Source organism: Streptomyces sp. NPDC087263, assembly GCF_044744645.1.
Taxonomy (GTDB): Bacteria; Actinomycetota; Actinomycetes; order Streptomycetales; family Streptomycetaceae; genus Streptomyces.
In genome coordinates this window covers 451,778-478,306 of sequence record NZ_JBIUYT010000003.1, presented here as the reverse complement: position 1 = coordinate 478,306, position 26,529 = coordinate 451,778, and the positions used below count along the sequence as shown (strand labels likewise).

Below are 26,529 nucleotides of genomic sequence, written 5' to 3'. Positions count from 1 at the left end.
AGAGCATAGCCAGCCCCTGTACGCCCCTCCCCGGGCCTCTCGGTTCAGTCCCTGAGCCGGTCGATCTGCCGGATCTTGTTGGTCGCGTCCAGGGCGGCCACCTTGTAGGACTCGGCGAGCGTCGGGTAGTTGAACACCGCGTCGACCAGGTAGTCGACCGTGCCACCACAGCCCATCACGGACTGGCCGATGTGGATGAGTTCGGTGGCGCCGGTGCCGAAGCAGTGCACCCCCAGCAGCTTGCGGTCGTCCGGGGAGACCAGGAGCTTCAGCATGCCGTGCGAGTCGCCGATGATCTGGCCCCGGGCCAGTTCCCGGTAGCGGGAGATGCCGACCTCGAACGGCACGCGCTCCTCGGTGAGTTGGTCCTCGGTCCGGCCGATGAAGCTGATCTCCGGAATGGTGTAGATGCCGATCGGCTGGAGGTCGTGCATCCGGTTCACCGGCTCGCCACAGGCGTGGTAGGCCGCCGTACGGCCCTGCTCCATCGAGGTCGCGGCCAGCGCCGGGAAGCCGATGACATCACCGACGGCGTAGATGTGCGGCACCTCGGTGCGGTAGTGCTCGTCGACCGTGATCCGGCCGCGCCGGTCGGCGGACAGGCCCGCCTTGTCCAGGTCGAGTTCGTCGGTGAGGCCCTGCCGGCCCGCCGAGTACATCACCGCGTCCGCCGGGATCTTCTTGCCGCTCTCCAGGATGGTGAGCGTGCCCCGGGTGTGCCGCTCGACCGCGGCGACGGTCTCCCCGAACCGGAAGGTGACGGCGAGGTCCCGCAGGTGGTACTTCAGTGACTCGATCACCTCGACGTCGCAGAAGTCGAGCATCCCGGGCCGCTGTTCGACCACCGTGATCTTGCTACCGAGGGCGGCGAACATGGAGGCGTACTCCATGCCGATCACACCGGCCCCGACGATGACCATGGAGCGCGGCACCCGCTCCAGGTTCAGGACGTTGTCGGAGTCCAGGATCGTCTGCTCGTCGAACTCGACGGTCGCCGGCCGGGCCGGACGCGTTCCCGTGGCGATGACGATGTGCTCGGCGGTCAACTCCCTTTCGTGGCCGTTCACTTCCTTGAGGCCGATGGTGTGGTCGTCCAGGAATCGGCCGGTGCCCGCGAAGAGGGAGACATGGTTGCGGGAGAGCTGGCTGCGGATGACGTCGACCTCGCGGCCGACCACGTGCTGGGTGCGCGCGGTCAGGTCGGCGACGGTGATGTCTTCCTTGAGGCGGTAACTCTGGCCGTACAGATCGCGCTGGGTCAGCCCCGTGAGATACAGGACCGCCTCGCGCAGCGTCTTGGAGGGGATGGTTCCGGTATGGATGGAGACTCCGCCGACCATGTCCGGACGGTCGATGACGGCGACCCTGCGGCCGAGTTTGGCGGCGGCGATGGCGGCCTTCTGGCCGCCCGGACCGGAACCGATGACAAGCATGTCGAAGTCAGGCACCCTCCGGAGTGTGTCAGCCCGAAGCCCTCTCCCGAAAGGGTGAACGGGTGACGGTTCCCCGGGCGTGCGGGCAACTCCGGTGTCCGGCCCTGCTCAGGCCCCTTCTCCGCGCCGGTTCCGAGAGCGATCGTCAGCTCCCTCGGGCCGGCCGGCGCACGCACTTGACGGGCACCGTCGACAGGGTCGAGTGAGCACCGGGCGGCTGGTTGAGCTGGGCAGCGGTCACCGGTCGGCGTCCTCCCGGTCACGCGGAATCCATCGGCCGGCGGGCTGCTCGGTGAATCCCGCACGGGCGTCGTCGGTGTGGGCTAGATTCAGGGATCCTCGGCTCCAGCGTCTCTCGGTGAGGCCGCGTCGAGGAGAACTCCGGAGCGGCGCATGCACCAGTCCGAACTTCCCCCACCCGTTACGGCGGTGATGCAGGGGGGACTCGCCGACAGCCTCTTCGAAACCGCTCGCCGTAATCCGGAGCTCGCACAGATCGCGCGCCGCTCCGACCCCTCGTCCTCGACGTGGAACCCGGTGACGGCCGCCGAGTTGTGGGACGAAGTGGTCGATCTGGCAAGGGGATTCGTCACGTCGGGGATACGCCCGGGCGACCGGGTCGCGATCATGGCGCGCACGCGCTACGAGTGGACCGTGCTCGGCTATGCGCTGTGGTCGGTGGGAGCCGAAGTGGTTCCGATCTACCCGACCTCCTCGCACGAGCAGGTCGAGTGGATCCTCAAGGACGCCCACTGTGTCGGTGTGGTGGTCGAGAACGAGCAGGGCGTGATGACGGTCGGCTCCGCGTGTGCCACGCTCCCGTTCCTGCGCCATGTCTGGCAGTTGGACGCCGGGGCCCTGGCACAGCTGGCCGAGCGGGGCCGTGCGATACCGGCGGCAACGGTCGACTCGCTGCGCCGGATCGTGCTGCCCGACTCAACGGCGGTCGTCGCCTACACCTCCGGCACGACGGGACAGCCCAAGGGCTGCGCCCTGACCCATCGCAACCTGGCCAGCCCCGTCGACACGCTGATCGACGGCTGGAGACACACGGCGGCTCCTCCCGGAAAGCAGCCCTCCATGCTCGCCTTCCTTCCGTTCTCCCACGTGTACGGCCTCGAGATCCAGAGCCTCTGTATGCGTGGCGGCATGCTGATGGCACACGAACCGGATCTGCGTGCCGAGGCGCTCTCGGCGGCCCTTCTCTCCTTCCGGCCCACCTATCTGTGCGCGGTGCCGTTCGTCTTCGAGAAGATCTACAAGAACTTCCTGCGTTCGGCCCAACGGGCCGGGCGCGGACCGCTGTTCGAGCGTGCCGTCCGCACCGCGCAGGACTTCGCCGCGGCCGCCGAACGCCAGCGGTTGGGTACGGGGCCCGGTCCTGGTTACGACCTGAAGCTGCAGCACGCCCTGTACGACAAGGCGGTCTACCGAAAGCTGCGCGGCGCACTGGGCGGACGGGTGTGCGGCGGGGTGTCCGGCGGCTCGCCCCTCAACCGTGAACTGGCCCTCTTCTACGCAGGAATCGGGATCTCCATCCACGACGGATACGGGCTCACCGAGACCAGTGGCGGCATCACCATGCATCCGGTGGGACGGGAGAAGTTCGGAACCGTGGGCCGCCCTCTCCCGGGCACGAACATCCATGTGGCCGAGGACGGGGAGATTCTGGTGTGGGGCCCCTCGGTATTCCAGGGGTACATCAACGACGCCCCGGCCACCGAGGCCTCATTCCCGGAGGGTTGGCTGGCCACCGGTGACATCGGCAGTGTCGACGACGAGGGCTATCTGACCATCACCGGCCGCAAGAAGGACATCATCATCACGAGCGGCGGCAAGAGTGTGGCCCCCGCGGCCCTTGAGGAGCGTCTGCGCGCGCATCCGCTGATCCATCAAGCGGTGGTCGTGGGTGACAACCGGCCTTGCGTGGGGGCTCTGATCACGCTGGATCCCGAGTTCGTCGCGCACTGGCAGTCGTCCCGGGCCAAGGGCGAAACCCCGGTCCGGGACGCCCGCGAGGAGAACGAACTGCGCGAGGAGGTCAGACGGGCTGTCGCCGCCGCCAACTCCACCGTGTCCCGTACGGAGTCGATCCGGGTGTTCCGCGTCCTCCCGGAGGCCTTCGACATGACCAACGGACTGATGACGCCCTCGATGAAACTGCGCCGGGACGCGATCGCGAAGCGGTTCGCCCCCGAGATCGAGGCGATGTATCAGACGTCCTCGCGCGTTCCACGGGAGTACGTGCAGAGCGAGTCGTCGATCTGGGACGACTCCGACAACGTGTTCCGGTGAACAGGACGCGCTCCGCCACGGCGTGGGACGTACCTGCTTCCCAGAAGTGACCTCAGCGGGGTCACGCGGCTCCTGACTTCCGGCTGCTTCGTGGTGTTCATGGAAACACTCTGCGCCGAGGGAGCCGCGGCAACCAGATCCCTCCGGTGAGCAGGACCACCGGTCCTGGTACCGGTGCCACCACCGTCGGCGGGAATCCCCATGGCCGGCGCCGCCGACTCGCGGCCGTACGGCACCCGAACGTTCCCCGGCGGACCGACGTCATAGCGGTAGCCGTCTTCGAAGGGACTGCCGCCATGCCCGCCCGACGTGTCATCTCACGGTACCTGCCCGCCGCCGCGCTGATCGGGGGGCTGCTGTACGTGACCGCCGCTTGCGGATCCGAGGCCTCGACGTCCTCCGGATCCGGTGGGAGGGCCGCGACGAGTCCCTCAGCGGAACGGAGCACAACCCGTTGGCAGGAGCCCGCCTCGTACGTCTACACCATGACGTCGAGTGAAGGGGAACGGAGTCTGATCGGGACGTTCCGGGTGACGGTCCGGAACGGCAAGGTGACAGAAGCCGTGGGACTCGACGAGAGCGGCCGGTGGGTGGCGGAGCAGTCACTCGGTGAAGTACCCACCATCGGCAGGCTGTTGGAGAAGCTGGAGCGCGCCCGGCGTGACAACGCGGACAAGGCGGAAGCGGAGTACGCACCCGACGGGCACCCGGTCCGGATCTTTCTCGACCACGAGAGCAACACAATCGACGACGAAGCCCTGTACGTCATCACCGCCTACGAGCCGGCCGACGGCTGACCCGCGTCCCGGGCACCGTCCGTCAGGAACTGGACAGGCGCGCCCTGTTCACGGCACGAGGACGATCTTGCCGGTGGTGCGCCTTTCCTCGATCGCGCGGTGCGCGGCGGCGGCTTCGGCCAGTGGGTAGGTGCGCTGGACCGTGACCCGCAGCCGACCCGCCTCGATGCGTTCGGTGACCCGCTCCAGTACCTCCCCGGAGGGCTCGGCCGTGACCCAGACATAGCGCAGACCACGGGCCTCGGCCTGCGCCTCGTCCGTTCCCGGGTCGATCGACGCGCCGATGAGCAGACCGCCGGGCCGCAGGACATCCAGGGAGAGCGGCCCGTAGGACCCACCGACCAGGTCCACCACCGTGTCCACCGGGGCCACGGCGGTCCGGAAGTCGGTGGCGGTGTAGTCGATCAGTTCGTCGGCGCCCATACCGCGCAGGAACTCGTGGTTGGCCGCGCGGGCGGTGCCGATGACGTGCGCGCCGAGTTCCTTGGCGAGCTGCACCGCGACATGGCCGACGCCGCCTGCCGCCGCATGGATCAGTACCCGGTCGCCGGGCCGGACCCGGGCCAGCACGGCCAGCGCCTGCCAGGCGGTGAACGCGACCAGGGGCACGGCGCCGGCGTGCACCAGATCGAGATTCTTCGGCCTGGGAGCCAGCACGGCGGCCGGTACGGCGGTGTACTCGGCGTACGAGCCGCGCCGCGAGACCGGCAGCAGGCCGTACACCTCGTCGCCCGGCACGAAACGTGTCACGCCCTCGCCCACCCGCTCGACGACGCCGGCCACGTCGTTGCCCGGCGTCCACGGCAGGGTGACAAGCCCCGGCACACGTCCGGACCGGAGAACCGTGTCACCCGGGTTGACTCCGGCACCGGCGACCCGCAACAGCACCTCCCCCGGGCCGGGTTCCGGCACATCGGTCTCTTTGTGGACGAGCGTCTCGGGACCGCCGAACGCGGACTGAACGATGGCATGCATACGGTCGGACATCAGAACTCCTCGTCAGCAGGGCACCCCACGCACACCATCAGCTACGTCAACTGCCCGGTCCTTGGGGGGAAGCGCGTCCTGGCGTCCACGGTGTGGGCACGCATGACCTGCTGGGCGCGTACCTCGTCGCGGGCGGCGATGGCCGCGATCAGCTCGCGATGCTCCGCCCAGGCCTCATGGACGATCGGTGTGTAGTACCGGCGGACCCTTTGCTCGACATGGGCAGCCAGCTCCGCGAGCACCGCGTTCCCGGCCAGTTCCGCGACACAGGCGTGGAGGGTGGCGTTGGCGATCACCGCCGTCTCCACGTCGTTGGCGTTGACCGCGGCCTCGCCCGTCGCGCAGAGCTCGTCCAGCCGCTCAAGTCCCCCGCCCGAGGAGCCGACCGCGGCCAGTCGCGCCGCCTCGGTCTCCAGCACGACGCGGACATCGAAGAGCTGATCGGTCTCGTCCCCGGTCGGCTCGTGGACGAAGGCACCCTGGGCCGGGCGAAGGTCCACCCACCCTTCGGAGTTCAGCCGGTGCAGCGCCTCTCGTACGGGTTGCCGGGAGACCCCGAGATGGCCCGCGAGCTCGCTCTCCACCAGGTGCTGGCCAGGGCGCAGCGACTGTGAACCGATCAGCTCCCGCAGCGCCTCGTACACCTGCTCGCGCACCGGTACCGGGCGCTCCACCTTGGGTACTGACTCGTGCGGCAGCCCGTCGAACAGCATCCCGGCCTCCGTTGGCGTCTCTCGTCTCCTCAATCTAGTGGGCCGCAACCGCAGTTACGACACCCCCGACAGTGAGTGAGCTCGACCGTCACGTCGGCGGATCCCTCACTCCCCGGGCGCCCTGCCGCGTGGATTTGCCGTGTCGTCAGATTCCCGTCTGCCTCGCGACGCCATGCACGCCCTCTCGCCGCACCGGGCGCACGCACCTGACGCCGCGAGGCCGCCCTCCGGGCGAAACGACGGGAATGTGACGACAGGAATGTGACGACAGGACCTAGCTGTGGCTGTCGCGTGCCATGCCGTAGGCCCGCCGGTCTCTTTGGGGAGGACGCCCGCGCACCCACCCGAACAGAACCACCGACCACACCGCCGCGAACGCGCACCAGGTCGAGACGAACTCCATCTGCCACACCGCCCAGCAGATCAGCGCGCCCACGGCGACCATGACACCGAAAAGGGTCAGTCCGCGGTCGCCGGAGAGCAGCAGGGATCCGACGGTGGCGAGGAGGTACCCGGCGATGAGCAGCTCCGCGTGGGACAGATCGACGAAGTAGCCGACGGTGTGGCCGCGGATCTCGGCCCTGACCGGACGGACGGCGAGCGCGTACGCGAACATGGCGGCGGTCACCAGGCCCACGGCGAGCGGGATCAGCAGACGGCTGCTGGCGTGTCGAGGCGCGGCGCACAGCACAGCCACCGGTACCCACACCGCCAGCAGCGGAAGGGCGATGACGGCCCAGGCGACGGTGGCGGGGCCCGTTCCCCCGCCCGCGTCCCACACCTTGGACTCGATGATCTGATGCGCCCCCAGGAGCAGCGGCAGTGCGGCCAGTGGGAGATCGCCGGGCCTGCGCACGCGTGACACACAGGCCACGCCGACCGCGGCGATACAGGTACCGGCTACCAGATCGGCCGTCGCACTCCAACACATTGCGTCACCGTTGGTCCGCCGTCGTAGGAATCCGCCCTTACAGCGCACAAGCTACGGCGCCATGATCAGATGGGTGTCGGTGACACGACAGCCCCCCGGGGTTTCGTTCCTCGCGCCCGGTACTCCGTGCGGGAAGGCTCGCCGCTGTGTTCCGGCCGCGAACAGTGATTGGCTGGGCCCCGGCCACACCAATCGAAGCGCAGGAGAGCACCGTAGCCATGAGCACCCCCTATACATACGAGTACAAGGTCGTCACCTTCCGGGAATCGCTGATCGGCGACGCCTTGGACAGCGGCAAGCTGGAGAAGGTTCTGAACAAGCACGCCGAGGACGGATGGGCGCTCAAGGCGATCACGTCCGCCGACGTCAAGGGCCGGATAGGCCCCGGCGCCGTGGAGGGACTGCTCCTGACGCTGGAGCGCCCTCGCCAGTAGCCGGCGCGGGGTGCGCCGTACGCCGAGCCGGGGGATGCTGGTGCTGATGGGACAGCGGATCCGCAGGCGCTACTGATGCCGTCGTAGGCCTTCCGGCGCGGGAGGCCTACGACCGCTGGGCGGATACCGGCCGGTGACGTCAGGACGGTACGGCGATGAAGAGCGACAGCACACTGCCCGGAGAGGTCGTCTCCAGTCACTCGGTGTTCGGCGCGCCGTGCTGGGTCAGTCTGACCACGCGCGGCCTGCCGGTCGCGGAGAGCTTCTACCACGCCGTACTGGGCTGGAAGTGGCAGCCGAGCAGGCTGGACGACCAGTACAGGATCGCCGTGCTCGACGGGGTGCCGGTCGCCGGGGTCGCCGGGGTGACCTCGCTCTGGCGGACGGCCGTGGCGTGGATCCCGTACTTCGCGGTGTCCAGCGCGGACGAGACGGTGGCCCGGAGCCATGAGCGCGGCGGTACCACCGCGGTGGGGCCGATCTCGTTCCCGCCGGGGCGGGCGGCGCTGCTGGCCGACCGGGACGGCGCGGTCTTCGGCATCTGGGAGGGTGAGCTCGTGGCCGGCTGGAAGACCTGGCGCCGCGCGGCACCCGCCTTCGTACGGCTGCACACGCGCGACGCCTTCGACGCGGCCATCTTCTACGGAGAGGTCCTGGGCTGGGGTTCCTCGACCTCCGGAGGCTGCGAGGTCCACTACGAGGAGAACGAGGTCGTGCTGCGCAGCCAGGGCGACGTCATCGCCCGTATCTACTCGGGCGCGCTGGGATCGGCGCCCGACCCCACGCTCAGGCCGCACTGGCAGGTCCACTTCGCCGTCTCCGACGTGGAGGCCTGTGCCCGGGCCGCGCGAGCGCATGGCGGCACCGCCCATCAGCAAGGGGTCGGCTCGATGGAGGCGGTCCTCGCCGATCCCGACGGAGCGCGCTTCACGGTGACATCGAGGGCCGTCCTGTAGCCGGGGGATGTCCGTGCCGGGAGTGCGTGGGGCGTCCCGGGGACCGGGGTGCCGCCACCCCGCAGGGGGCGTGGCGCGTCCGCACAAAGTCTCCTCGCCCACGACGCGACGGCAGCCCCGGATCAGGCTCCAATAGAGGGTGACGGGATTCAACCGGTACGACAGGCGCCGCCGGACCCCCGCGGCCCCCTCGGCGGCGCGATGGAGGTCCGCGATGCCCACTGCTCTCCGGCTCCTACCCGCCCTCTCCCCCGACCATCGCGAGCGGTTGATGAGCCTGGCGCGCGAGGTCTCCTTCCCGGCGGACGGAAGGATCTTCGAGGCAGGCGGCACTGCCGACCGGTTCTGGGTGGTGCGCTCGGGGACGGTCTCCCTGTACCAGCGGGTCGTCGCGGACAGGCGCATCTCCGTCGCGACGCTGGGGCCCGGCGATCTGCTCGGCTGGTCCTGGCTGTTCCCGCCGCACCGGTGGGACTTCGGCGCCGAGGCCTTCAGTCCCGTACGCGGCTATGAGTTCGATGCCGGGCAGGTACGCGCCCTCTGCGACGCCGACGCGACGCTGGAGCTGTCCCTGACACGAACGATCGCCGCCATCCTCGCCCACCGGCTCGAAACGACCCGGGTTGCGCTGATCGAGCACTACGCGCGCCACGGCGGTGGCAGGTGAGGTGACACGCCACCGTGCGGGAGGGACACCGTGTAGGAATCTCATATGAACGAGACCCCGGACTCCTTCGACCTCATCCCCGGCGCCGCCGACTCCCCGGTGATCCTTCATGTGCCGCACTCCGCACGGGAGATCCCGGCGCCGGTACGCGACGGCATCGTGCTCGACGACGCGGCGCTGGAGCGCGAGTTGGACCACATCACCGACGCGCACACCGCGGAACTGGCCGCGGCGGTCGCGGCGGCCGCCGATGTCGCGCCGTGGCGGTTCGTCAACCGGTTGTCCCGGCTGGTGATCGACCCCGAGCGTTTCCCCGACGAACGGGAGGAGATGCTGGCCGTCGGCATGGGCGCGGTCTACACGCGCACCACGCACCGGGCGCCGCTGCGGCCCGCCGGCGCCGACCCGCACACGCTGATCGACCGTTACTTCCACCCGTACGCACGGGCGATGACGGACGCGGTGGCGGAGCGGCTGGCCGCCACCGGGCAAGCCGTGATCATCGACGTCCACTCGTATCCGACGGCCCGGCTGCCCTACGAGCTGCACGGTGACGGTCCCCGGCCGCCGGTCTGTCTGGGCACCGACGAGTTCCACACGCCGCCCGAACTGCTCACGCTCGCCGAGAAGGCGTTTGCGGGCGTCGGGGGTGTGGGGATCGACAGCCCGTTCTCCGGTACGTACGTGCCGCTGCGGTTCTACGAGCGGGAGCCGAAGGTCACGGCCCTGATGGTGGAGATCCGGCGGGACACGTACATGAGTGAGCCCGGAGGTCCCGTGGGTCCGGGGCTCACCCGCGTGGTGTCGGCGCTGACCACGCTCGTCGACGCCGTATCGAGGTGACCGTCCGGCGCACCAGGGTCGGTGTAAGCAATCGCTTAGCCGCCGGCTCAGGGAGGGCACGGGATCATGCCGGTCGTCGACGCGTGGAGGCAGCACCCCACACTCCGTCGCTCCAACCACGAGATGTTCGCGTCACTGCGCCGCTGGACGGGCCAGGGGCTCGCGACCCCGCGCAGCCGTCCCTCGGACCGGTCGACGAATCGTGCGACGTCGTTACTGATGAGCGGCGCGCTCGACTTCCCCGAACTGACCATCGTCTGTGGGCACATCGGCTACCCATGGCCCACGGAGATGATCGCGGTGGCCGACAAACACGCAGGTGTACACATCGACACCAGCGCCTACACGGCCCGCCGCTACCCGCCCAAGCTGGTGGAGTACCTGCGGGGCCGGGGGCGGCGCAAGGTCCTCGTCGGCAGCAACTACCCGATGATCACCCCCGGTCAGACCCTGGAGCACCTGCCTGACCTGCACCTCGACGAGGAGGTGACCGTACTGTTCCTGTCGGCCGACGCCCGCTCCGTCTTCCGCCTCGACGATCATTCGTAGATGCTGGAGCCGGACGCGTTCAACCCTGAGGTCCCTGAGGTGAGGCAGCCCGTCGATGGCTTTGCAGATCAGCGCCACCAATCCGGAGCACCCCGCGCTCCTGCTCGAACTGCCCTGGCAGCTGCCCCTGGAGGAGTGGCCCGAGCACTATCTGGTCCCACTGCCGCGCGGCATCTCACGGCACGTGGTGCGCTACGCGCGCGCCGGGACCGAGGTCGTGGCCGTCAAGGAACTCGCCGAGCGGCCCGCGGTGCGCGAGTACGAGCTGCTGCGCAGTCTGGACCGGCTCGGCATCCCGGCGGTGGACCCGCTCGCCGTGGTCACCGGGCGCACGGACGCCCAGGCCGCGCCCCTGGAACCCGTGCTGATCACCCGGCATCTGGGCGGCTCGATGCCGTACCGGTCGATGTTCGAGACGACGATGCGGCCCGCCACCATGCACCGGCTGATGGACGCGCTTGCGGTGCTTCTGGTGCGACTGCATCTGGCGGGGTTCGCCTGGGGCGACTGCTCGCTGTCCAACACCCTGTTCCGCCGGGACGCCGGGGAGTACGCGGCCTACCTGGTGGACGCCGAGACCGGCGATCTGCACCCCCAGCTCAGCAACGGACAGCGGGAGTACGACCTCGACCTCGCCCGGGTCAACATCAGCGGCGAGCTGCTGGACCTGGAGGCGGCCGGAGCCCTGCACCCCTCGGTGGACCCGATCGAGTTCGGCACCGAGATCTGCGCGCGCTACCAGAGGCTGTGGGACGAACTGACCCGCACGTCGGTGTACCCGGCGGGCAAGCACCACTACATCGACCGCCGCATACGGCGCCTGAACGACCTCGGTTTCGACGTCGCCGAGATGCAGATAGCGCACTCCTCGAACGGTGACACCGTCACCTTCGTCCCCAAGGTCGTCGACGCGGGCCACCACCAGCGCCAGCTGCTGCGCCTGACGGGCCTCGACACCGAGGAGAACCAGGCGCGCCGGCTGCTGAACGACCTGGAGAGCTGGATGGCCACCCAGGACGACTACGCACCGGGCGACCCGCTCGCCGCCCGCCCGGAGGTCCTCGCCCACCGCTGGGTGCGGGACGTGTTCCGTCCGACGGTCCGGGCCGTGCCGCTGGATCTGCGCGGCTCGATGGACCCGGCCGAGCTGTACCACGAGCTCCTCGAACACCGCTGGTACCTGTCCGAGCACGCTCAGCACGACATCGATCTCGACACGGTCGTGGACGACTACGTCACGAACATCCTCCCCAAGGTCCGGGAGACCCTGCCGCCGCGGGCGGACACCCCTGTGCCGCCCGCCTGAGAACCCGGTTGCAGAGCAAAGGGGACCGATCGTACATACGATTAGGGGGTGTACCGGCCGAGCGGCCCGCGAAGGCATGCGTACGGCCCGGCCGGGACGACACTGACCTGCTCGGGGTGGGAGACATATGGCACAGGCCGCCAGTCCAGCGCGGACCGTCATTCTGACCGTCGATGACGATCCCGGGGTGTCGCGCGCCGTGGCCCGCGACCTGCGGCGCCGCTACGGCGAGGCGCACCGCATCGTGCGCGCCGAGTCCGGGGAGGCAGCCCTGGAGGCACTGCGGGAGCTGAAGCTCCGCGGCGACCAGGTGGCGGTGATCCTGGCCGACTACCGGATGCCGCAGATGAACGGCATCGAGTTCCTGGAGCAGGCGATCGACGTCTATCCGGGCGCGCGGCGCGTGCTGCTGACCGCCTACGCGGACACGAACGCGGCGATCGACGCGATCAACGTGATCGACCTCGATCACTACCTGCTCAAGCCGTGGGATCCGCCCGAGGAGAAGCTCTACCCGGTCGTGGACGATCTTCTGGACGCGTGGCGGGCGAGCGACTACCGGCCCGTGGGGGTCTGCAAGGTGGTCGGGCACCGGTGGTCGGCGCGCTCGTCGGGCGTCCGGGAGTTTCTGGCCCGCAATCAGGTGCCCTACCGCTGGTACTCGTCCGACACACCGGAGGGTGTACGGCTGCTGGCCGCCGCCGGGCAGGACGGGGAGCGGCTGCCGCTGGTGATCACACCGGACGGTACGTCGCTGGTGGAGCCCGAGGACCCCGATCTGGCGGCCCTGGTGGGGCTGGCCACGACGCCGACCGAGGACTTCTACGATCTCGTCGTCATCGGCGGCGGGCCCGCCGGGCTCGGAGCGGCCGTGTACGGCGCGTCCGAGGGCTTGCGGACCGTACTGGTGGAACGGTCGGCGACCGGGGGCCAGGCGGGGCAGAGCTCGCGGATCGAGAACTACCTCGGCTTCCCCGACGGGGTGTCCGGGGCACAGCTCACCGACCGCGCACGGCGGCAGGCGACGAGGTTCGGCGCCGAGATCCTGACCGCGCGCGAGGTGATCGGCCTTGACGTCACCGGGGCATCGCGCACGATCCGTTTCTCGGACGGTTCGGCGATCACCGCGCACTCCGTGATCCTGGCGACGGGAGTGTCGTACCGGCAGTTGGAGGCGCCCGGGCTGGCGGATCTGACCGGCTGCGGGGTCTTCTACGGGTCCGCGCTCACCGAGGCGGCAGCCTGCCAGGGCCATGACGTGTACATCGTGGGCGGGGCCAACTCGGCCGGGCAGGCCGCCATGTTCCTGGCGCGCGGCGCCAAGTCCGTCACCATCCTCATCCGCGGCTCGTCCCTGTCCGCCTCGATGTCGGCCTATCTGATCCAGCAGATCGCGGACGCGCCCAACATCAGCGTGCGCCCCGGCACGGTCGTGGAGGCCGCGCACGGCTCCGACCACCTGGAACAGCTGACGCTGCGGGATGTGGAGAGCGGGCACACCGAACTCGTCGACGCGCAGTGGATCTTCGTGTTCATCGGGGCGGCCCCGCTCACCGACTGGCTCGAGGGGACCGTGCTCAGGGACACGCGCGGATTCATCATGGCCGGGCCGGACATGACCCTGGACGGGCAGCCGCCCGCAGACTGGGAGCTGGACCGGCCGCCGTACCACCTGGAGACCAATGTGCCCGGCGTGTTCGTGGCCGGGGACGCGCGTGCCGAGTCCGCGAAGCGGGTCGCGTCCGCCGTCGGAGAAGGAGCCATGGCCGTGATGCTCGTACACCGTTATCTGGAGCAGTCATGAGCGGATATCTGGAGCAGTCGTGAGCGGACAGCCGATGCCGTGCAGTATCGAGGAGCTCTCGAAGCTGTTCCTGTTCGAGAAGCTCGACGCCGGCCAGCTCGACCGGCTGTGCCGTGAGGGCCGTGTGGAGTTGTTCGAGCCCGGCTATGTGTACCGCGAGGGCGAACCAGCCACCTGCTTCTTCGTCCTCCTCGAAGGCAGTCTCGTGATGTCGCGCCGGGTCGGCGGCGACGACGTGGAGACCAACCGCAGCTCGCAGGTCGGGGTGTACGCGGGGGCCATGCAGGCCTACCTGGGCGGCGGTCCGGACGAGAAGAGCTACCGGGGTTCCCTGCGGGTCACCGAGCCCTCGCGGTTCTTCATCCTGCCCGCCGAGGTGTTCGCCGCGGTCCTGCGGGACTGGTTCCCGATGGCCGTCCATCTGCTGGAGGGCATGTTCTTCGGCAGCCAGAACACCCAGCGGACCATCAGCCAGCGCGAGCGGCTACAGGCGCTCGGCTCACTGTCCGCCGGGCTGACGCACGAGCTCAACAATCCCGCCGCGGCGGCGGTCCGGGCCACTTCCGCGCTACGGGACCGGGTCGCCGGGATGCGGCACAAGCTCGGTGTGATCGCGGCGGGACCCTACAAGCGCGACACGCTCGAAGCGCTCGTCCAGCTCCAGGAGCGCACCGCCGACCAGGTCGCCAAGGCCACCCCGCTCAGCCCGCTGGAAGCCTCGGACCGGGAGGACGCTCTCGCCGACTGGTTCGACGACCACGACATCGCCGGCGGCTGGCAGCTCGCGCCGACCTTCGTGCAGGCGGGTCTGGACACCGACTGGCTCGACCAGGTCGCCGCGGCCGTGGACGAGCACACCCTCGAGGGCGCGATCCGGTGGCTCAACTACACCGTGGAGACCGAGCTCCTCATGAACGAGATCCAGGACTCCACGACCCGGATCACCCACCTCGTCGACGCGGCGAAGCAGTACTCGCAGATCGACCGGGCGCCCTACCAGGTCGCCGATGTGCACGAACTGCTGGACAGCACCCTGATGATGCTCTCCGGGAAGATCGGCTCCGCCATCAGGGTCGTCAAGGAGTACGACCGGACGCTGCCGAACATCCCCGCCTATCCGAGCGAGCTGAACCAGGTGTGGACAAACCTCATCGACAACGCCGTCTCGGCGATGGCCGGCGAGGGCGAACTCACCGTACGTACTTCACTCGACGGCGACCAACTGCTCGTCGAGTTCCGCGACACCGGGCCCGGGGTGCCCGCGGAGATCCGCGACCGCATCTTCGACCCGTTCTTCACGACCAAGCCGGTGGGCGAGGGCACAGGCCTCGGCCTGGACATCTCCTGGCGGATCGTCGTCAACAAGCACCACGGAAGCCTCCATGTGGACTCCGTCCCCGGTGACACACGTTTCCAGGTACGTCTTCCGCTGAACGCCGTGGACACCGACGCGCAGGTGGACCCCGACACGTCAGTGGACGCCAACACACCCGAGGAGCCGTCATGACCGTGCCCGCCGGAATCGACCCGAGCGTCCCGCCGAGCGGTAGCGGATGCGGCGACTGCGACGCCGTCGACGGATGGTGGGTCCACCTGCGGCGCTGCGCCCAGTGCGGGCACATCGGCTGTTGCGACAGCTCGCCCGCCAAGCACGCGACCGAGCACGCGAAGACCTCCGGCCATCCCATCGTCCGGAGCTTCGAGCCCGGTGAGGAGTGGTTCTGGAACTACGAATCCTCCGAGATGTACGAGTCGGGTCCCGACCTCGCTCCCCCGCAGAGCCATCCCACGGACCAGCCCACACCGGGGCCCGCGGGGCGTGTTCCGGCGAACTGGATGAACGTACTGGGCTGACGGGCGGATGGGACCCGACCGCGGTGTCGCGGTCCGCGACGTCACACCTTCGCGGAGGGGACGGGCCCGAGGAGATGGCCGCCGCCGTCGACGAACTCCGCGCCGGTCGGGCAACTCGCGTCGTCCGACTGGACCGGCTCCTCTCCTCCCCCTGGTCCTCAGCGGCTCGGCCATCGGCCTCACCCTCGCCGGCGCGGCCGCGGCCAGGCCCTGCGCCGGAGTCGTCCACCGCCCCTTGACCGACCCGAGCCCCTACGCCGACCATCGCCTCGTCCGGCGCCGCGACACCGCCGACCCCGCCGTCGCCGCGCTCGTCGACATCGTGCGGGAACTACGTGACACAGGGGCCTTCCTCCCGCCCGAGGTCTCGCACGAACCCGGCGAGCGACCCCATGGCATCGACGGCATGGGCCCGGACTGACCAACCCGGTCGCCCGGGGAGGGGCCTCAGGGAAGGATCGAGTCGACGTAGCCGCCGTCCACCCGCAGAGCGCCCCCGGTCGTCGCCGAAGCCTGGTCCGAGCTCAGATAGACGACCATGTTCGCGATCTCCTCGGGCTCGATCAGCCGCTGTAGGAGGGACTGCGGGCGGTACTTCCGCATGAAGGCACGCTGCGCCTCGTCCCAGGGCAGGGAACGGTCCACGAGCTCGTAGACGAAGTCCTCCACACCACCGGTGTGCGTGGGTCCCGCGATGACGGAGTTGACCGTGACGCCCGTCCCAGCGGCCTCCTTCGCGAATCCGCGGCTCACGGCCAGCAGCGCGGTCTTGGACATGCCGTAGTGGATCATCTCGGCGGGGATCACCACCGCGGAGTCGCTGGCGATGTACTGGACGCGTCCCCGGCCCCGGTCCATCATCGCGGGCAGGTAGGCGCGGGTGAGGCGGACGGCCGCGAGGACGTTCACCTCGAAGTAGCGGCGCCACTCGTCATCGGTGATCTCCAGCGCGGGCTGGGCGCCGAAGATCCCCAGGTTGTTGACCAGGATGTCCACGTCCGGCAGCACCTCCAGGGCCCTGTCCGCTCCGTCCGCGGTGCCGAGGTCGGCGGCCACGGGGACGAAGCGCGCCTGCGGGGCCTCCTTCGCGAACCGCGCGACAGCCTCCCCCACCCGGCTTTCGTCCCGGCCACTGACACCTACCCGGGCACCGGCCCGCGCCAGGCCCACAGCGATCGCCGCCCCGATGCCCTGCGTCGAGCCGGTGACCAGCGCGGTCCGTCCTTCGAGGTTCAGCTGCATCAGCACACTCCACTGCCGTGTCGGCGGGCCGGGGCAAGTCCTCCCCGTACGATCATCGGCGAATACCCGTGGATGAGCATGCGATGCGCCCGCCGCCGGACAGACCCGGCAGACGCCACCGCCCCGCCACCCCCGTCGCGTGGTCCCTCGTCGACGGGACGAGCCGGATCTCGGTACGGGTGCCGGTCGGGGCGACGGCCGAGGTGCCTGTGTCGGCGGCGGCCGGTTCGGCCGTGACGGCTGCGGGCGCGGCCCTGTTCGTGCGGTCGGACCAGGGGTTCTTCGTGTACGAAGTGCCGCATGGGGGCTGGGAGTTCGTGGCGCGGGCCGACGGCTGGAGCGTGCTCGGACGGCTCTGGGGGGAGGTGTCCGGCACTGACGGAGCATCGTCATAATGTTCGGGTGATCTCCCCCACCTCCACCCCCGTGCAGCGCGTCCCCGTCGTCATAGTCGGTGCGGGACCGGCCGGTCTCACCCTCGGCAACATCCTGCGGGCCGCGTCCGTCGACTGCGTGGTCCTGGAGACCGAGAGCCGCCAGTTCATCGAACAGCGGCCCAGAGCGGGGTTCATCGAGGAGTGGGCGGTGCGCGCGCTGCGGGAGCGGGGGCTGGCCGACCGGCTCGTGGAGCGGGCGCAGCCGCACAGTGAGTGCGAGTTCCGGACCGGCGGCGAGCGTCACCGGTTCCGGTACGCCGAGCTGACCGGGGACCACCATTTCGTCTATCCGCAGCCGCTGTTGGTGACCGACCTGGTGCGCGAGTACGCCGACGTCCGGGGCGGCGACATCCGTTTCGGCGTACGCGATGTGGCGTTGCACGGCATCGACGGTGACCTGCCCTCGGTGCTGTACACGGACCCTGTGACGGGCGAACGGCGGCGTATCGACTGCGAGATCATCGCGGGCTGCGACGGCGCACGCGGTGTGACCCGCACCTATGTGACGCCCGACCGAGGCACCGTCGCGCGGTACGACTACGGGGTCTCATGGCTGGCACTCCTGGCCGAGGCGCCGCCGTCCTCCGACTGTGTCGTCTTCGGTGTCCACCCGCGCGGATTCGGCGCCCATATGGCCCGCAGCCCCCAGGTCACCCGCTACTACCTGGAGGTCGCGCCCGGCGAGGACCCGGAGAACTGGTCCTACGACCGCGTGTGGTCGGAGCTCCACGCGCGGCTGGCGGTCACCGGCGCCCCGCCGCTCGCCGAGGGCCCGCTGATCGAGAAGCGGGTGCTCGACATGCACAGCTACGTCGTGGAGCCGATGGCGTACGGGCGGCTGTTCCTGGCGGGTGACTCCGCCCACCTCGTGGCGCCGATCGCCGCCAAGGGCATGAACCTCGCACTCCACGACGCGCTGCTCCTGGCCGACGGGCTCATCGGGTACTTCGGGAGGGGCGACGGCGCTGGACTGCGCGGCTACTCGGCGGCCTGTCTGACACGTGTCTGGGAGTACCAGGAGTTCTCGCGGTGGTTCGCGGAGTTGCTGCACGGGCCGTCGTCAGGCGATCCCTTCCGGGCCGGATCCGCGGGTGCCCGGCTGCGGCGGATCCTCGGATCGCCCGTCGCCGCGGCCACCTTCGCCAACTCCTACATCGGCAAGTACAGCGTGGGGTGAGCCCGTCCCGAAAAATACGTATGTACGGAGCCGTCTCCCGTTGAACACTCAACGTCACCCCCTCCGTACTTCCGGGAAAGGTGAGAGCCCGGTGCGCAGCGAGGGATGAGCATGGTCAAGGTGCAAGGCCCCACGGACGAGTTGGTCGCCGGACGATACCGTCTCCTGGCGGTCGTCCACCGGGAGGAGGGCCGCGTCGGCTGGCACGGCGAGGACGTCGAGTTCGGGCGCCCGGTGGCCCTGACGCGGTCGCGGCTACCGGACCATCTGCGCGGTCAGGCTGGGCACCGTACCGCCGCCCGGGTCCTGCGCGAGTCCGAGCGCATGGGGCTGGTCTGCCCCGGCAAGGTGCCCGGCGTCGTCGACGTGATCGAGGACAACGGCTTCCTGTGGACGGTCACCGAGCGGCCGGCGGGCGCACCGCTGAGCGGGATCCTCGTGAACGGTCCCTTGAACTACGTCCGCACGGCCCGCATCGGCCTCGGGCTTCTCGACATCATTTCCGCGGCCCATCGGCACGGGCAGACACACGGCGACCTCAGCCCCGGGCAGATCTGCGTGGACGAACAGGGCGGCGTCACGGTGAGCGGCTTCGGCCTGATGGGGGACACCTCCTCACCGCGCGTCACCGCCCCGTCGTACGCGTCCCCGGAACAGGCACGCGGCGAGGCCGGCGGCCCAGCGGCGGATCTCTGGGCGCTGGGCGCCATCATGTACGCGATGGTCGAGGGGCGGCCGGCCATCCGGGAACGGGGCGGGCTTCTCGCCACGCTCCGTGCCGTGGAGCGGCTGCCCATCCGGCAGCCGCTGAACGCGGGACCGCTCGGCCCCGCCATCCAGGGACTCCTGCGCAGGGATCACCTGGAACGGGTGCCCGAGCCCGTGGTGCGCGAGGCACTGACGCGCATCCTCAAGAAGGACCTCGACGACTCGACGCCCACAGAGAGCCTGCCGCTCTTCCGGGACACCGGCGCAGTTGTCCGGCGGGCGGGGCGGACGTTGCGCGGAGGACCGGTCGGACGGCCGGTTCTGGTGGGCGGGGCGCTGGCCGTCACCGTCGTCTGCTTCGTGGTGCTCACCGCGGCGGGCGGACTGCCCGACGGCGACACCTCGGCGTCCGGATCCGCACCTTCGCCGACCGCCCCCGCGCCTTCGCGGCCGGCCTCCGGCAGCCCGTCCGCGACGCCCACCGGTTCTGCCACCACGCCCCAGAAGCCATCGTCGCCCCCGGCCTCTCCCTCCCCCACCGCCGAGGAGACGGCCGGCTTCGCCACGTACAACTCGCCCGAGGGCTTCTCCATCGACCTCCCCACGGGCTGGAAACCCTTGGGGACCAACAGGACCGACGACCGCTCCTACCGCGTCACCTTCGGCGCGAGCGGGGATCCGCGCACGCTGGCCGTCACCTACAGCACGCGGCTGGGCCCCGACCCCGTCAAGGTCTGGGCCGACCTGGAGCCGTCGCTGCGGAGCGACTCCGTCGGCTACGAGCGCCTGGGTGACATCCGCGCCGTGGACTACCGCGGCCACGAGGGTGCCGACATGGAGTGGATCTCCGTGTCCGACGGGGTCCGTGAGCGCACACTCGGCCGGGGATTCCTCATCGGCGACAGCCGGGGCTACTCACTGCGCTGGACGACGCCGGCCGACGACTGGGACGACGGCGCCAATCAGGCGGCGCTGGAAGCCTTCTTCAAGTCCTTCAAGGAAGCCTCGGAGTAACGCGGAGAGCCGACGCGGGCACGGCTCATCTTCGTGCCGCGGGGCTGAGGCCATCGGGTCTTCGCTGCGACAGCCACAGCGCGACCGCTTCAGCGATGGGCTGGCCGGTCTCCAGCTCCACGAAGCCGAACTGGCCGCCCTGGTTGCCCTCCAGGAACCACCAGAGGCCCTCCTTGTCCTCCGCGAAGTCGAAGGCGGCGTACGCGAGTCCGGTGAAGGTCAGGTACTCGTGGACGGCGCGCGCGATACGGCCGGGCACCGCGACCGGCTCCCAGAGGTGTCCGGTCTCACCGAAACGCCCGTCGACCTGTTCGGGCTCGGCGGTCTTGCGGGCGGCGAACAGGCGGGAGCCGATCGCGGTGAGCCTGATGTCGGCGCGCTTGGGGATGTACTGCTGGAGCAGCGCGGGTCCGGCCGCGACGCCGGAGAAGTCCGCGTCGGGGCCGATCAGTGTGGTCGGCAGGGCCCCCGGAGGATCGCCGGGCGGCGGACCCGATGCCGACTTCACCACCACGTCGCGGTACTCCTGGACGAACTGCTGGGCGACCCGTGGAGCGGTCGTGATGACGGTGGGCGGCACCGCGAAGCCGCTGCTGTGCGCGATCCGCAACTGCCAGGGTTTGTGCCGGGCCTGCTCGGCGCTGCGCGGGTGGTTCATCCAACGGGTGGCGGCGGAGTAGAGCATGCCGAACAGGGCCTGCCGGGTCTCGGCGGTGAGCCACGGCGAGGGATCGGCTGCATGGGCCGCCGGCTCGCCCGGCCTGCGCACCCATACGGAGCGCAGGCCTCCCATGCTGAGCACATGGCCGTTGACCGACAGATACCCGTCGAAGTCGCCGTGGGCATAGTCGGCGGACAGTACCGCCTTGCCCGGCACGTCGGCGGGGTCCAGGCGCACCATGGGCACGCCCTGTTCGTGCAGCTTGGCCACCACCATGTCGGCGGTGACGTCCTGGTCGGCTGTGAGAATGAGTACCGTCATGCGCGCGGGCTGCCGTCAGTCGTCGAAGTGGGTCTGGGATCCGGCGGTGGACGTCGTGGTTCCCGAGGCCAGGAGGAGCGCACGATCGCTGACGGCCGGGCGGCCGTCGGGCAGCACGTTCAGTTGGAGTGATACGTCGAAGTGGTACGCGGCTGTCACGGCCGACCGCCCTGTGGGCAGGGCGTAGTTGAGTGTGAACGGTCGCACGAAAGATCCTCCCGCGGTCTCACGATGCTCTACGCCCACCCGTACGTCTCACGACCGTAAGGAATTCATCACTTTCCGCCACATCGGGGTGAAGGTCATCACATCGCGTCGATTCCGGCTTGCTCGTTTCGGTTTTACTTGTGTGTCCGCTTGTTTCCGATTTACTCGTGTGGCTCTTGTCCGTATCCCGCCGAAGCTTCGGCCAAAGCTTCATCCTCAGTGATCTAAACGCCGACCTTACCCAGGAGAGTTCCCGGTGACCGTAGCCATTGCCCCGTCCGAGGAATCCGCCGTGCTCCGCGCCGCACTGGACCCCGAAGTCTCGCGTGACGCACGCGACTTCGGGGCCTACGCGCGGACCGGCGGCTGGGGCTTCGCCCTGAAGGTGGCGCGCAGTGTGCGCCCCGGCGGGCAGTCCGCGGACGAGACGCCCAAGGTCTCCGCGAAGGAGTTCGCCGAGCTGGCCGGATGCTCGCCCGAGCGCGTGATGCGCTACTACAAGGCATGGGACAAGGCGGCCGACGACGGTCTCGTCCCGCACTTCGAAGGACTGGCCCCGGGCCAGGACGTCGAACTCCCGGACGCCGACGTCTGGCACACGTACTACGTCTCCCGCTCCAGCGCCACGTCCGAGCGCGGCACCGCCATCTCGGCGGCCGCCGAGGCCGAGGGCATCCGGCCCACCAAGGCCCTTGAGGTCGCCGAGAACCCCACCGCGCTCCGGGCCGCGATTCTCGCCGACCCCTCCACCGCCCAGGCCGCGCGGCACGCGCTCCTCGACCGGCTGAAGGAGGACCCGGCGCTCCAGGCCGAGTTGGCCCGGGACATCGCCCGCACCGACGAGCTGAAGAAGGCGGTCGCCACCGAGAGCAGGGCGGCCGACCGGATCGGCTATGTGCGCCAGATCGCGGAGAAGGGCCAGATCAGGACCCCGGCCGGGCAGACCCTCGACGCCCCGGCCGAACTGCGCTCCGAAGCCGAACGGCACCTGTCCCTCCTCGATGAGCTGGAGGAGGGCGAGGACACCGGCGAGTGGGCGAGCGACGCGTACGACACCATGAAGAACATGGTGGTCGAGACCGTGCAGGCCGATCCCGAACTGCGCGTCCAGGAGCGCCGGACGAAGTTCTACAGCAGCCTACAGAAGGCCACGAAGGTGTTCGAGGAGCTCACCTTCGATGACGCCGACGACATCTACGAGGACGACATGGTGCAGCGTCTGGAAGAGCTCCAGCAGGCGATCGGCTCGTGCATCCAGGCACTTCGAAGCGCGGCTCCCCAGCGGTGAGTTGGGCCCGTGGCCCCCGCGAGATACGGACCTCTCTCGCGGGGGCCACGGGATCACCGAGCCAGGTCGGACGAGTGAGTCGAAGGCTCACTCCGTGGGTGGGCAATCACCGTCCAGGACCCGGGAGTTCGACGCCGAGTGACTGCCGCCTTCGCCTGCCGGCCCGGCAGCAGCGGCTACCAGCGCCCCTCCACCTGCTCCTTGATCCGCCGCTCGTAGAGGTCCTCGATCGCGTCGAGGGTCTTCTGCGGCAGCTCGGGCAGCTGCGCCGCCGCCGCGTTGGCGCGGGCCTGCCCGGGGTTGCGGGCACCCGGAATCACCGTGGTCACGCCGGGCAGTTGGACGATCCAGCGCAGCGCCAGCTGGGCGGGGGTGACGCCTTCCGGGGCGAGGGCGGAGAACTCGGTCGCCGCCTCCACGCCGGTCGCGAAGTCGACGCCGGCGAAGGTCTCCCCCTGGTCGAAGGCCTCTCCGTGGCGGTTGTACGTCCGGTGGTCGTTCGCCGCGAAGACCGTGTCCTTGGTGTACTTGCCGGAGAGCAGGCCGGAAGCGAGCGGAACACGGGCGATGACGGCGACACCCGCCTCCTGCGCCGCCGGAAGCACCTGCCGCAGGGGCTTCGTACGGAACGGGTTGAGGATGATCTGCACGCTCGCCACGTTCGGCCGGGCGATCGCCGTCAGAGCCTCCTCGCACGTCTCGACACTCACGCCGTACGCGGCGATCCGCTCCTCCTCGACCAGGGTGTCGAGGGCGTCGAACACCTCGTCCGAGGAGTAGACCGAGGTCGGCGGGCAGTGCAGCTGCACCAGGTCGATGCGGTCGACCCCGAGGTTGCGCCGGGAACGGTCGTTCCAGGCGCGGAAGTTGTCGAGGACGTAGTTCTCCGGGATCTGCTCGACCCGGCGGCCCATCTTCGTCCCGACCAGCACATGCAGGTCCGGCCTGCCGCGCAGGAACGTCGCGATCGTCTGCTCGCTCCGCCCGTCGCCGTACACGTCGGCCGTGTCGAAGAAGGTGACACCCGACTCGGCCGCCGCCTCCAGTACGGCCAGCGCGTCCTGGTCACTCACATCGCCCCAGTCCGCGCCCAACTGCCACGTGCCGAGACCGATGACCGAAGCCTGCTGACCTGACCTGCCGAATGCGCGCTCGTCCATGCCGTAAGTCTGACATCTCCCCGGCCGCGCGCAGGCCGCCACCCGACCGGCCACACCTTGTGCGGCCGCGGAGAGTACGGATCAGATGACCGATCCATTCAAGAGACGAAGACCCTCGACCCCGGTCGCGTGCCGCAACCGGGGTCGAGGACATCACCGTCGTCGGGCTGTGAGCCTGCGCGTCGCACGCGGCGGACAGGCTCTTCGCGGCGCCGGGCCGCAGCTCTGACGGCCCTACCCTCGCGAGTCTCGTTCACCGAGTTCCCGGCCGAGCCGCTGACCTCACGGCGTGTGGGGCCGGTCCGGCGTCTTCGTGCCCCGCAGCAGCCAGCGCGCGGGGACCGCCAGGAGCCACCAGTACTTGGCGGCCGTCGGGGAGGCGAAGGCCACCGGGATGGAGGTGGCGAAGACGCCCATCATCGACAGGCTCCGCCAGAGGGAGTCCCTGACGCGAGCGGGCTCCGTGTCCGTGGTGGCGAGGGACGGCTGCGCGAGCAGGCGGGCCGCCATCCCGCCGAGCAGCCCGACGGCCAGGGCGATCGTCGCGGCGTAGAACGCGGTGGCCGCGGTCGTCCCGCCGTACTCGCTGATGAGCCGGGTGGGGAACGGGAGCGCGGCGACCACGGCGAGCTGGGCGAGGTAGAGGTTGAGCAGGTAGCGGTCGAGCGTCCCGACCAGGCGGAACAACGCGTGCTGTACCTGCCAGAGGACGCCGATCACGGCGAAACTCAGCAGGTACGCGCCCATCTTGGGCACGGCGTCCCGCAACGCCGCAGCGACCTCGGAGTCGGCCAGTCCCTCGGGCACGGTGATGTCAAGGGCCAGCAGGGTGATGGCGATCGCGAAGACCGCGTCGCCGAAGAAGAGGAGTCGCTCCGGACCGATCACGGTTTCGCGGCGCGGGAGCTGGAACGTGCGGTTGTTCATGGGGCAGCACCACTGGCAGTCGTTGGTGGGTGGGTGAGCTGGCGTCGTCGGGGCCGAGTCGTGCCCTGGCGCGAGGTGACATCCGTGAGGTCATGAGATACCACGGGCCACCGTGGATCGTTCAACTCCTCGCACCGGGACTCCGCTTCAAGGCCCCCTTATTTCACATCTTGATTTTACGTCTTGACGTGTCTGGACCAGACCAATAGGTTCACCGATCACCAGCGTCCCACGAATACGCCTGTCGTTCATGAACGTGAACCCCCCACTCATCAGCCACCTTTGAAGGGCTGTGATCGCCGTGATGCCCAGACGATCCCTCGTGCACTCCACCGCGCTACGCACCGCGCTCGCCACAGCAATGCTCGCTCTCTCGGCCACTGCCCTCAGCGCCGCACCCGCCGCTGCCGCCACCGGAACCATCACCGGTCTCGGAGGCAAGTGCCTGGACGTCGCCGGGGCAAGTTCCACAAACGGCACCGCCATACAGATCTACGACTGCAACGGCACCGCCGCCCAGCAGTGGACGCGCGGCTCCGACGGGACCATACGCGCCCTCGGCAAGTGTCTTGACGTCACCGGCAACTCGACCACGGACGGCGCCAAGCTTCAGCTGTGGGACTGCGCAGGCAGCACCAACCAGAAGTGGACGGTCTCCTCGGCCGGCGCCATCATCGGTACCCAGTCCAACAAGTGCGCCGACGTCACGGGCAGCAGCTCGGCCAACGCCACCCCCGTCCAGATCTGGACGTGTGGCGGCGCCGCCAACCAGAAGTGGACCGCGCCCGCCGCCGACGGGGGCACGACCCCGCCTCCCACCACCTCCGCCCCGATGGCCGTCGCCCCGTACATCTACAACGGCTGGGGCAGCCCGCCCAGCCCCACCACGGTCATGAACGCCACCGGCGTCAAGTGGTTCACGCTGGCCTTCGTCCTCAGCAACGGCTACTGCAACCCGCAGTGGGACGGCGGCCGCGCGCTCACCGGTGGCGTCGACCAGACGACCATCAACACCGTGCGCGCCGGCGGCGGCGACGTCATCCCGTCGTTCGGCGGCTACAGCGGCAACAAGCTGGAGAGTTCCTGCTCCACCGCCAGTGAACTGGCTGCCGCGTACCAGAAGGTCATCACCGCCTACGGGCTCAAGGCCATCGACATCGACATCGAGGCCGACGCCTACAGCAACACGACGGTCCAGCAGCGCACCGTGGACGCGCTCAAGACCATCAAGGCCAACAACCCGGGCATCAAGGTGTACGTCACCATCGGCTCCGGGCAGACCGGCCCCGACACGGGCCTGATCAACCGGGCCGCGGCGTCCGGTCTCACCGTGGACGGCTGGACGATCATGCCGTTCGACTTCGGCGGAGCCGGCCAGAACATGGGCACGCTCACCGTTCAGGCGGCCGAGGGCCTCAAGACGGCGCTCAAGAACGCCTACGGATACACCGACGACCAGGCGTACCGGGGCATGGGCATCTCGTCCATGAACGGGATCACCGACGTCAACGAGACGGTCACCCCCGCCAACTTCGAGACGATCCTCGCCTACGCGCAGCAGCACCACCTGGCGCGGCTGACGTTCTGGTCGGTCAACCGCGACCGGCCCTGCTCCGGCAGCTACCCGAACGACGACACCTGCTCGGGTGTGTCCCAGACCGCCTGGCAGTTCACCAGCATCTTCGCCAGGTACACCGGCTGACGGACCCGGTCCGCGCCCTCTGTTCCGACCCCCTTCCCACCCCCCACCCGCATCAGGAGAAGTCGTGCTCAGACGCAGCACAGAATCCGGCCGCCGCCGGATACCGAAACTGGTGA

Annotated in this window: 26 protein-coding genes; 17 read left to right on the top strand and 9 right to left on the bottom strand. The window is 69.6% G+C overall.

Annotated features, from left to right (window positions below; translation table 11 throughout):
- Positions 1 to 44: 44 nt before the first annotated feature.
- Positions 45 to 1,448 (bottom strand): Si-specific NAD(P)(+) transhydrogenase, encoded by a 1,404-nt coding sequence (gene sthA, locus ACIPC1_RS11495; RefSeq protein WP_402515651.1) that lies wholly within the window; start codon positions 1,446 to 1,448, stop codon positions 45 to 47.
- Positions 1,449 to 1,826: 378 nt separating this feature from the next.
- On the opposite strand from sthA, the gene ACIPC1_RS11490 reads away from it, so the two are divergent.
- Both ACIPC1_RS11490 and ACIPC1_RS11485 read left to right on the top strand, forming a co-directional pair.
- The gene (locus ACIPC1_RS11490; RefSeq protein WP_402515648.1) at positions 1,827 to 3,728 is read left to right on the top strand and encodes an AMP-dependent synthetase/ligase; all 1,902 of its coding nucleotides are present in this window, start codon (positions 1,827 to 1,829) and stop codon (positions 3,726 to 3,728) included.
- 296 nt (positions 3,729 to 4,024) lie between these two features.
- Positions 4,025 to 4,525, top strand: a complete 501-nt coding sequence (locus tag ACIPC1_RS11485; RefSeq protein WP_402515647.1) for a DUF6174 domain-containing protein — start codon at positions 4,025 to 4,027, stop codon at positions 4,523 to 4,525.
- 48 nt (positions 4,526 to 4,573) lie between these two features.
- On the opposite strand, the gene ACIPC1_RS11480 is transcribed toward ACIPC1_RS11485, so the two are convergent.
- From ACIPC1_RS11480 to ACIPC1_RS11470, 3 genes are all read right to left on the bottom strand, one after another.
- Positions 4,574 to 5,512 carry an NADP-dependent oxidoreductase gene (locus tag ACIPC1_RS11480; RefSeq protein WP_402515646.1) on the bottom strand — a complete coding sequence of 313 codons (939 nt, stop codon included), beginning with the start codon at positions 5,510 to 5,512 and terminating at the stop codon, positions 4,574 to 4,576.
- Positions 5,513 to 5,553: 41 nt separating this feature from the next.
- Positions 5,554 to 6,225 carry a GntR family transcriptional regulator gene (locus ACIPC1_RS11475; RefSeq protein ID WP_402515643.1) on the bottom strand — a complete coding sequence of 224 codons (672 nt, stop codon included), beginning with the start codon at positions 6,223 to 6,225 and terminating at the stop codon, positions 5,554 to 5,556.
- Positions 6,226 to 6,499: 274 nt separating this feature from the next.
- On the bottom strand, positions 6,500 to 7,156 hold the full coding sequence (locus ACIPC1_RS11470) for a DUF6629 family protein (RefSeq protein ID WP_402515642.1): 657 nt from the start codon (positions 7,154 to 7,156) through the stop codon (positions 6,500 to 6,502).
- Positions 7,157 to 7,374: 218 nt separating this feature from the next.
- Here ACIPC1_RS11470 and ACIPC1_RS11465 point away from each other — a divergent pair, with 218 nt between their 5' ends.
- From ACIPC1_RS11465 to ACIPC1_RS11420, 10 genes are all read left to right on the top strand, one after another.
- A complete protein-coding gene (locus tag ACIPC1_RS11465) occupies positions 7,375 to 7,590 on the top strand; it encodes a DUF4177 domain-containing protein (RefSeq protein WP_384384718.1) in 216 nt (71 codons plus the stop codon).
- A gap of 155 nt (positions 7,591 to 7,745) precedes the next feature.
- Positions 7,746 to 8,546, top strand: coding sequence for a VOC family protein (locus tag ACIPC1_RS11460; protein ID WP_402515641.1), 801 nt, complete (start codon positions 7,746 to 7,748; stop codon positions 8,544 to 8,546).
- Between the two features lie 214 nt (positions 8,547 to 8,760).
- Positions 8,761 to 9,213, top strand: coding sequence for a cyclic nucleotide-binding domain-containing protein (locus ACIPC1_RS11455; protein ID WP_384384723.1), 453 nt, complete (start codon positions 8,761 to 8,763; stop codon positions 9,211 to 9,213).
- A gap of 45 nt (positions 9,214 to 9,258) precedes the next feature.
- On the top strand, positions 9,259 to 10,056 hold the full coding sequence (locus ACIPC1_RS11450) for an N-formylglutamate amidohydrolase (protein WP_402515639.1): 798 nt from the start codon (positions 9,259 to 9,261) through the stop codon (positions 10,054 to 10,056).
- Between the two features lie 66 nt (positions 10,057 to 10,122).
- Positions 10,123 to 10,605 carry an amidohydrolase family protein gene (locus ACIPC1_RS11445; RefSeq protein ID WP_402515636.1) on the top strand — a complete coding sequence of 161 codons (483 nt, stop codon included), beginning with the start codon at positions 10,123 to 10,125 and terminating at the stop codon, positions 10,603 to 10,605.
- A gap of 55 nt (positions 10,606 to 10,660) precedes the next feature.
- Positions 10,661 to 11,911, top strand: a complete 1,251-nt coding sequence (locus ACIPC1_RS11440; protein ID WP_402515635.1) for a DUF4032 domain-containing protein — start codon at positions 10,661 to 10,663, stop codon at positions 11,909 to 11,911.
- A 127-nt stretch (positions 11,912 to 12,038) separates the two neighbouring features.
- A complete protein-coding gene (locus ACIPC1_RS11435) occupies positions 12,039 to 13,715 on the top strand; it encodes an FAD-dependent oxidoreductase (protein WP_402515634.1) in 1,677 nt (558 codons plus the stop codon).
- A 19-nt stretch (positions 13,716 to 13,734) separates the two neighbouring features.
- Positions 13,735 to 15,222 carry an ATP-binding protein gene (locus tag ACIPC1_RS11430; RefSeq protein WP_402515633.1) on the top strand — a complete coding sequence of 496 codons (1,488 nt, stop codon included), beginning with the start codon at positions 13,735 to 13,737 and terminating at the stop codon, positions 15,220 to 15,222.
- Complete coding sequence (locus ACIPC1_RS11425) at positions 15,219 to 15,569, top strand: UBP-type zinc finger domain-containing protein (RefSeq protein WP_402515632.1); 351 nt, start codon at positions 15,219 to 15,221, stop codon at positions 15,567 to 15,569. Before ACIPC1_RS11430 ends, ACIPC1_RS11425 begins: the two co-directional genes overlap by 4 nt.
- A gap of 235 nt (positions 15,570 to 15,804) precedes the next feature.
- Complete coding sequence (locus ACIPC1_RS11420; RefSeq protein ID WP_402515631.1) at positions 15,805 to 15,990, top strand: hypothetical protein; 186 nt, start codon at positions 15,805 to 15,807, stop codon at positions 15,988 to 15,990.
- 26 nt (positions 15,991 to 16,016) lie between these two features.
- Here ACIPC1_RS11420 and ACIPC1_RS11415 read toward each other — a convergent pair whose 3' ends face one another.
- A complete protein-coding gene (locus tag ACIPC1_RS11415; RefSeq protein ID WP_402515628.1) occupies positions 16,017 to 16,811 on the bottom strand; it encodes an SDR family NAD(P)-dependent oxidoreductase in 795 nt (264 codons plus the stop codon).
- An 83-nt stretch (positions 16,812 to 16,894) separates the two neighbouring features.
- Between ACIPC1_RS11415 and ACIPC1_RS11410 the strand changes: the two genes are divergently transcribed.
- The 3 genes from ACIPC1_RS11410 (at position 16,895) to ACIPC1_RS11400 (ending at position 20,147) form a co-directional block, all read left to right on the top strand.
- Complete coding sequence (locus ACIPC1_RS11410) at positions 16,895 to 17,206, top strand: hypothetical protein (protein WP_402515626.1); 312 nt, start codon at positions 16,895 to 16,897, stop codon at positions 17,204 to 17,206.
- A gap of 7 nt (positions 17,207 to 17,213) precedes the next feature.
- Positions 17,214 to 18,425 (top strand): 4-hydroxybenzoate 3-monooxygenase, encoded by a 1,212-nt coding sequence (locus ACIPC1_RS11405; RefSeq protein ID WP_402515625.1) that lies wholly within the window; start codon positions 17,214 to 17,216, stop codon positions 18,423 to 18,425.
- A 111-nt stretch (positions 18,426 to 18,536) separates the two neighbouring features.
- Positions 18,537 to 20,147, top strand: coding sequence for a serine/threonine protein kinase (locus ACIPC1_RS11400; protein ID WP_402515623.1), 1,611 nt, complete (start codon positions 18,537 to 18,539; stop codon positions 20,145 to 20,147).
- A 25-nt stretch (positions 20,148 to 20,172) separates the two neighbouring features.
- Here the strand turns inward: ACIPC1_RS11400 and tgmB are convergent, their stop codons facing one another.
- Both tgmB and tgmA read right to left on the bottom strand, forming a co-directional pair.
- Entirely contained in the window at positions 20,173 to 21,129 is a 957-nt protein-coding gene (gene tgmB / locus ACIPC1_RS11395) for an ATP-grasp ribosomal peptide maturase (RefSeq protein WP_402515621.1), read from the bottom strand.
- A 15-nt stretch (positions 21,130 to 21,144) separates the two neighbouring features.
- The gene (gene tgmA, locus ACIPC1_RS11390; RefSeq protein WP_402515619.1) at positions 21,145 to 21,336 is read right to left on the bottom strand and encodes a putative ATP-grasp-modified RiPP; all 192 of its coding nucleotides are present in this window, start codon (positions 21,334 to 21,336) and stop codon (positions 21,145 to 21,147) included.
- Positions 21,337 to 21,592: 256 nt separating this feature from the next.
- Here tgmA and ACIPC1_RS11385 point away from each other — a divergent pair, with 256 nt between their 5' ends.
- Positions 21,593 to 22,624, top strand: coding sequence for a hypothetical protein (locus tag ACIPC1_RS11385; RefSeq protein WP_402515618.1), 1,032 nt, complete (start codon positions 21,593 to 21,595; stop codon positions 22,622 to 22,624).
- 176 nt (positions 22,625 to 22,800) lie between these two features.
- Here ACIPC1_RS11385 and ACIPC1_RS11380 read toward each other — a convergent pair whose 3' ends face one another.
- Complete coding sequence (locus ACIPC1_RS11380; protein WP_402515617.1) at positions 22,801 to 23,784, bottom strand: aldo/keto reductase; 984 nt, start codon at positions 23,782 to 23,784, stop codon at positions 22,801 to 22,803.
- Between the two features lie 282 nt (positions 23,785 to 24,066).
- On the bottom strand, positions 24,067 to 24,711 hold the full coding sequence (locus tag ACIPC1_RS11375) for a TMEM175 family protein (protein ID WP_402515615.1): 645 nt from the start codon (positions 24,709 to 24,711) through the stop codon (positions 24,067 to 24,069).
- A gap of 304 nt (positions 24,712 to 25,015) precedes the next feature.
- On the opposite strand from ACIPC1_RS11375, the gene ACIPC1_RS11370 reads away from it, so the two are divergent.
- Positions 25,016 to 26,413, top strand: coding sequence for a ricin-type beta-trefoil lectin domain protein (locus tag ACIPC1_RS11370; RefSeq protein ID WP_402515614.1), 1,398 nt, complete (start codon positions 25,016 to 25,018; stop codon positions 26,411 to 26,413).
- The last annotated feature ends 116 nt before the right edge of the window (positions 26,414 to 26,529 follow it).

Bases quoted from the DNA above. Each gene is read 5' to 3' on its own strand.
- ACIPC1_RS11490 (WP_402515648.1), top strand. From the start codon at position 1,827: ATGCACCAGTCCGAACTTCCCCCACCCGTTACGGCGGTGATGCAGGGG.
- ACIPC1_RS11485 (WP_402515647.1), top strand. From the start codon at position 4,025: ATGCCCGCCCGACGTGTCATCTCACGGTACCTGCCCGCCGCCGCGCTG.
- ACIPC1_RS11480 (WP_402515646.1), bottom strand. From the start codon at position 5,512: ATGTCCGACCGTATGCATGCCATCGTTCAGTCCGCGTTCGGCGGTCCC.
- ACIPC1_RS11475 (WP_402515643.1), bottom strand. From the start codon at position 6,225: ATGCTGTTCGACGGGCTGCCGCACGAGTCAGTACCCAAGGTGGAGCGC.
- ACIPC1_RS11470 (WP_402515642.1), bottom strand. From the start codon at position 7,156: ATGTGTTGGAGTGCGACGGCCGATCTGGTAGCCGGTACCTGTATCGCC.
- ACIPC1_RS11465 (WP_384384718.1), top strand. From the start codon at position 7,375: ATGAGCACCCCCTATACATACGAGTACAAGGTCGTCACCTTCCGGGAA.
- ACIPC1_RS11460 (WP_402515641.1), top strand. From the start codon at position 7,746: ATGAAGAGCGACAGCACACTGCCCGGAGAGGTCGTCTCCAGTCACTCG.
- ACIPC1_RS11455 (WP_384384723.1), top strand. From the start codon at position 8,761: ATGCCCACTGCTCTCCGGCTCCTACCCGCCCTCTCCCCCGACCATCGC.
- ACIPC1_RS11450 (WP_402515639.1), top strand. From the start codon at position 9,259: ATGAACGAGACCCCGGACTCCTTCGACCTCATCCCCGGCGCCGCCGAC.
- ACIPC1_RS11445 (WP_402515636.1), top strand. From the start codon at position 10,123: ATGCCGGTCGTCGACGCGTGGAGGCAGCACCCCACACTCCGTCGCTCC.
- ACIPC1_RS11440 (WP_402515635.1), top strand. From the start codon at position 10,661: ATGGCTTTGCAGATCAGCGCCACCAATCCGGAGCACCCCGCGCTCCTG.
- ACIPC1_RS11435 (WP_402515634.1), top strand. From the start codon at position 12,039: ATGGCACAGGCCGCCAGTCCAGCGCGGACCGTCATTCTGACCGTCGAT.
- ACIPC1_RS11425 (WP_402515632.1), top strand. From the start codon at position 15,219: ATGACCGTGCCCGCCGGAATCGACCCGAGCGTCCCGCCGAGCGGTAGC.
- ACIPC1_RS11415 (WP_402515628.1), bottom strand. From the start codon at position 16,811: ATGCAGCTGAACCTCGAAGGACGGACCGCGCTGGTCACCGGCTCGACG.
- ACIPC1_RS11410 (WP_402515626.1), top strand. From the start codon at position 16,895: ATGCGCCCGCCGCCGGACAGACCCGGCAGACGCCACCGCCCCGCCACC.
- ACIPC1_RS11400 (WP_402515623.1), top strand. From the start codon at position 18,537: ATGGTCAAGGTGCAAGGCCCCACGGACGAGTTGGTCGCCGGACGATAC.
- tgmB (WP_402515621.1), bottom strand. From the start codon at position 21,129: ATGACGGTACTCATTCTCACAGCCGACCAGGACGTCACCGCCGACATG.
- ACIPC1_RS11380 (WP_402515617.1), bottom strand. From the start codon at position 23,784: ATGGACGAGCGCGCATTCGGCAGGTCAGGTCAGCAGGCTTCGGTCATC.
- ACIPC1_RS11375 (WP_402515615.1), bottom strand. From the start codon at position 24,711: ATGAACAACCGCACGTTCCAGCTCCCGCGCCGCGAAACCGTGATCGGT.
- ACIPC1_RS11370 (WP_402515614.1), top strand. From the start codon at position 25,016: ATGCCCAGACGATCCCTCGTGCACTCCACCGCGCTACGCACCGCGCTC.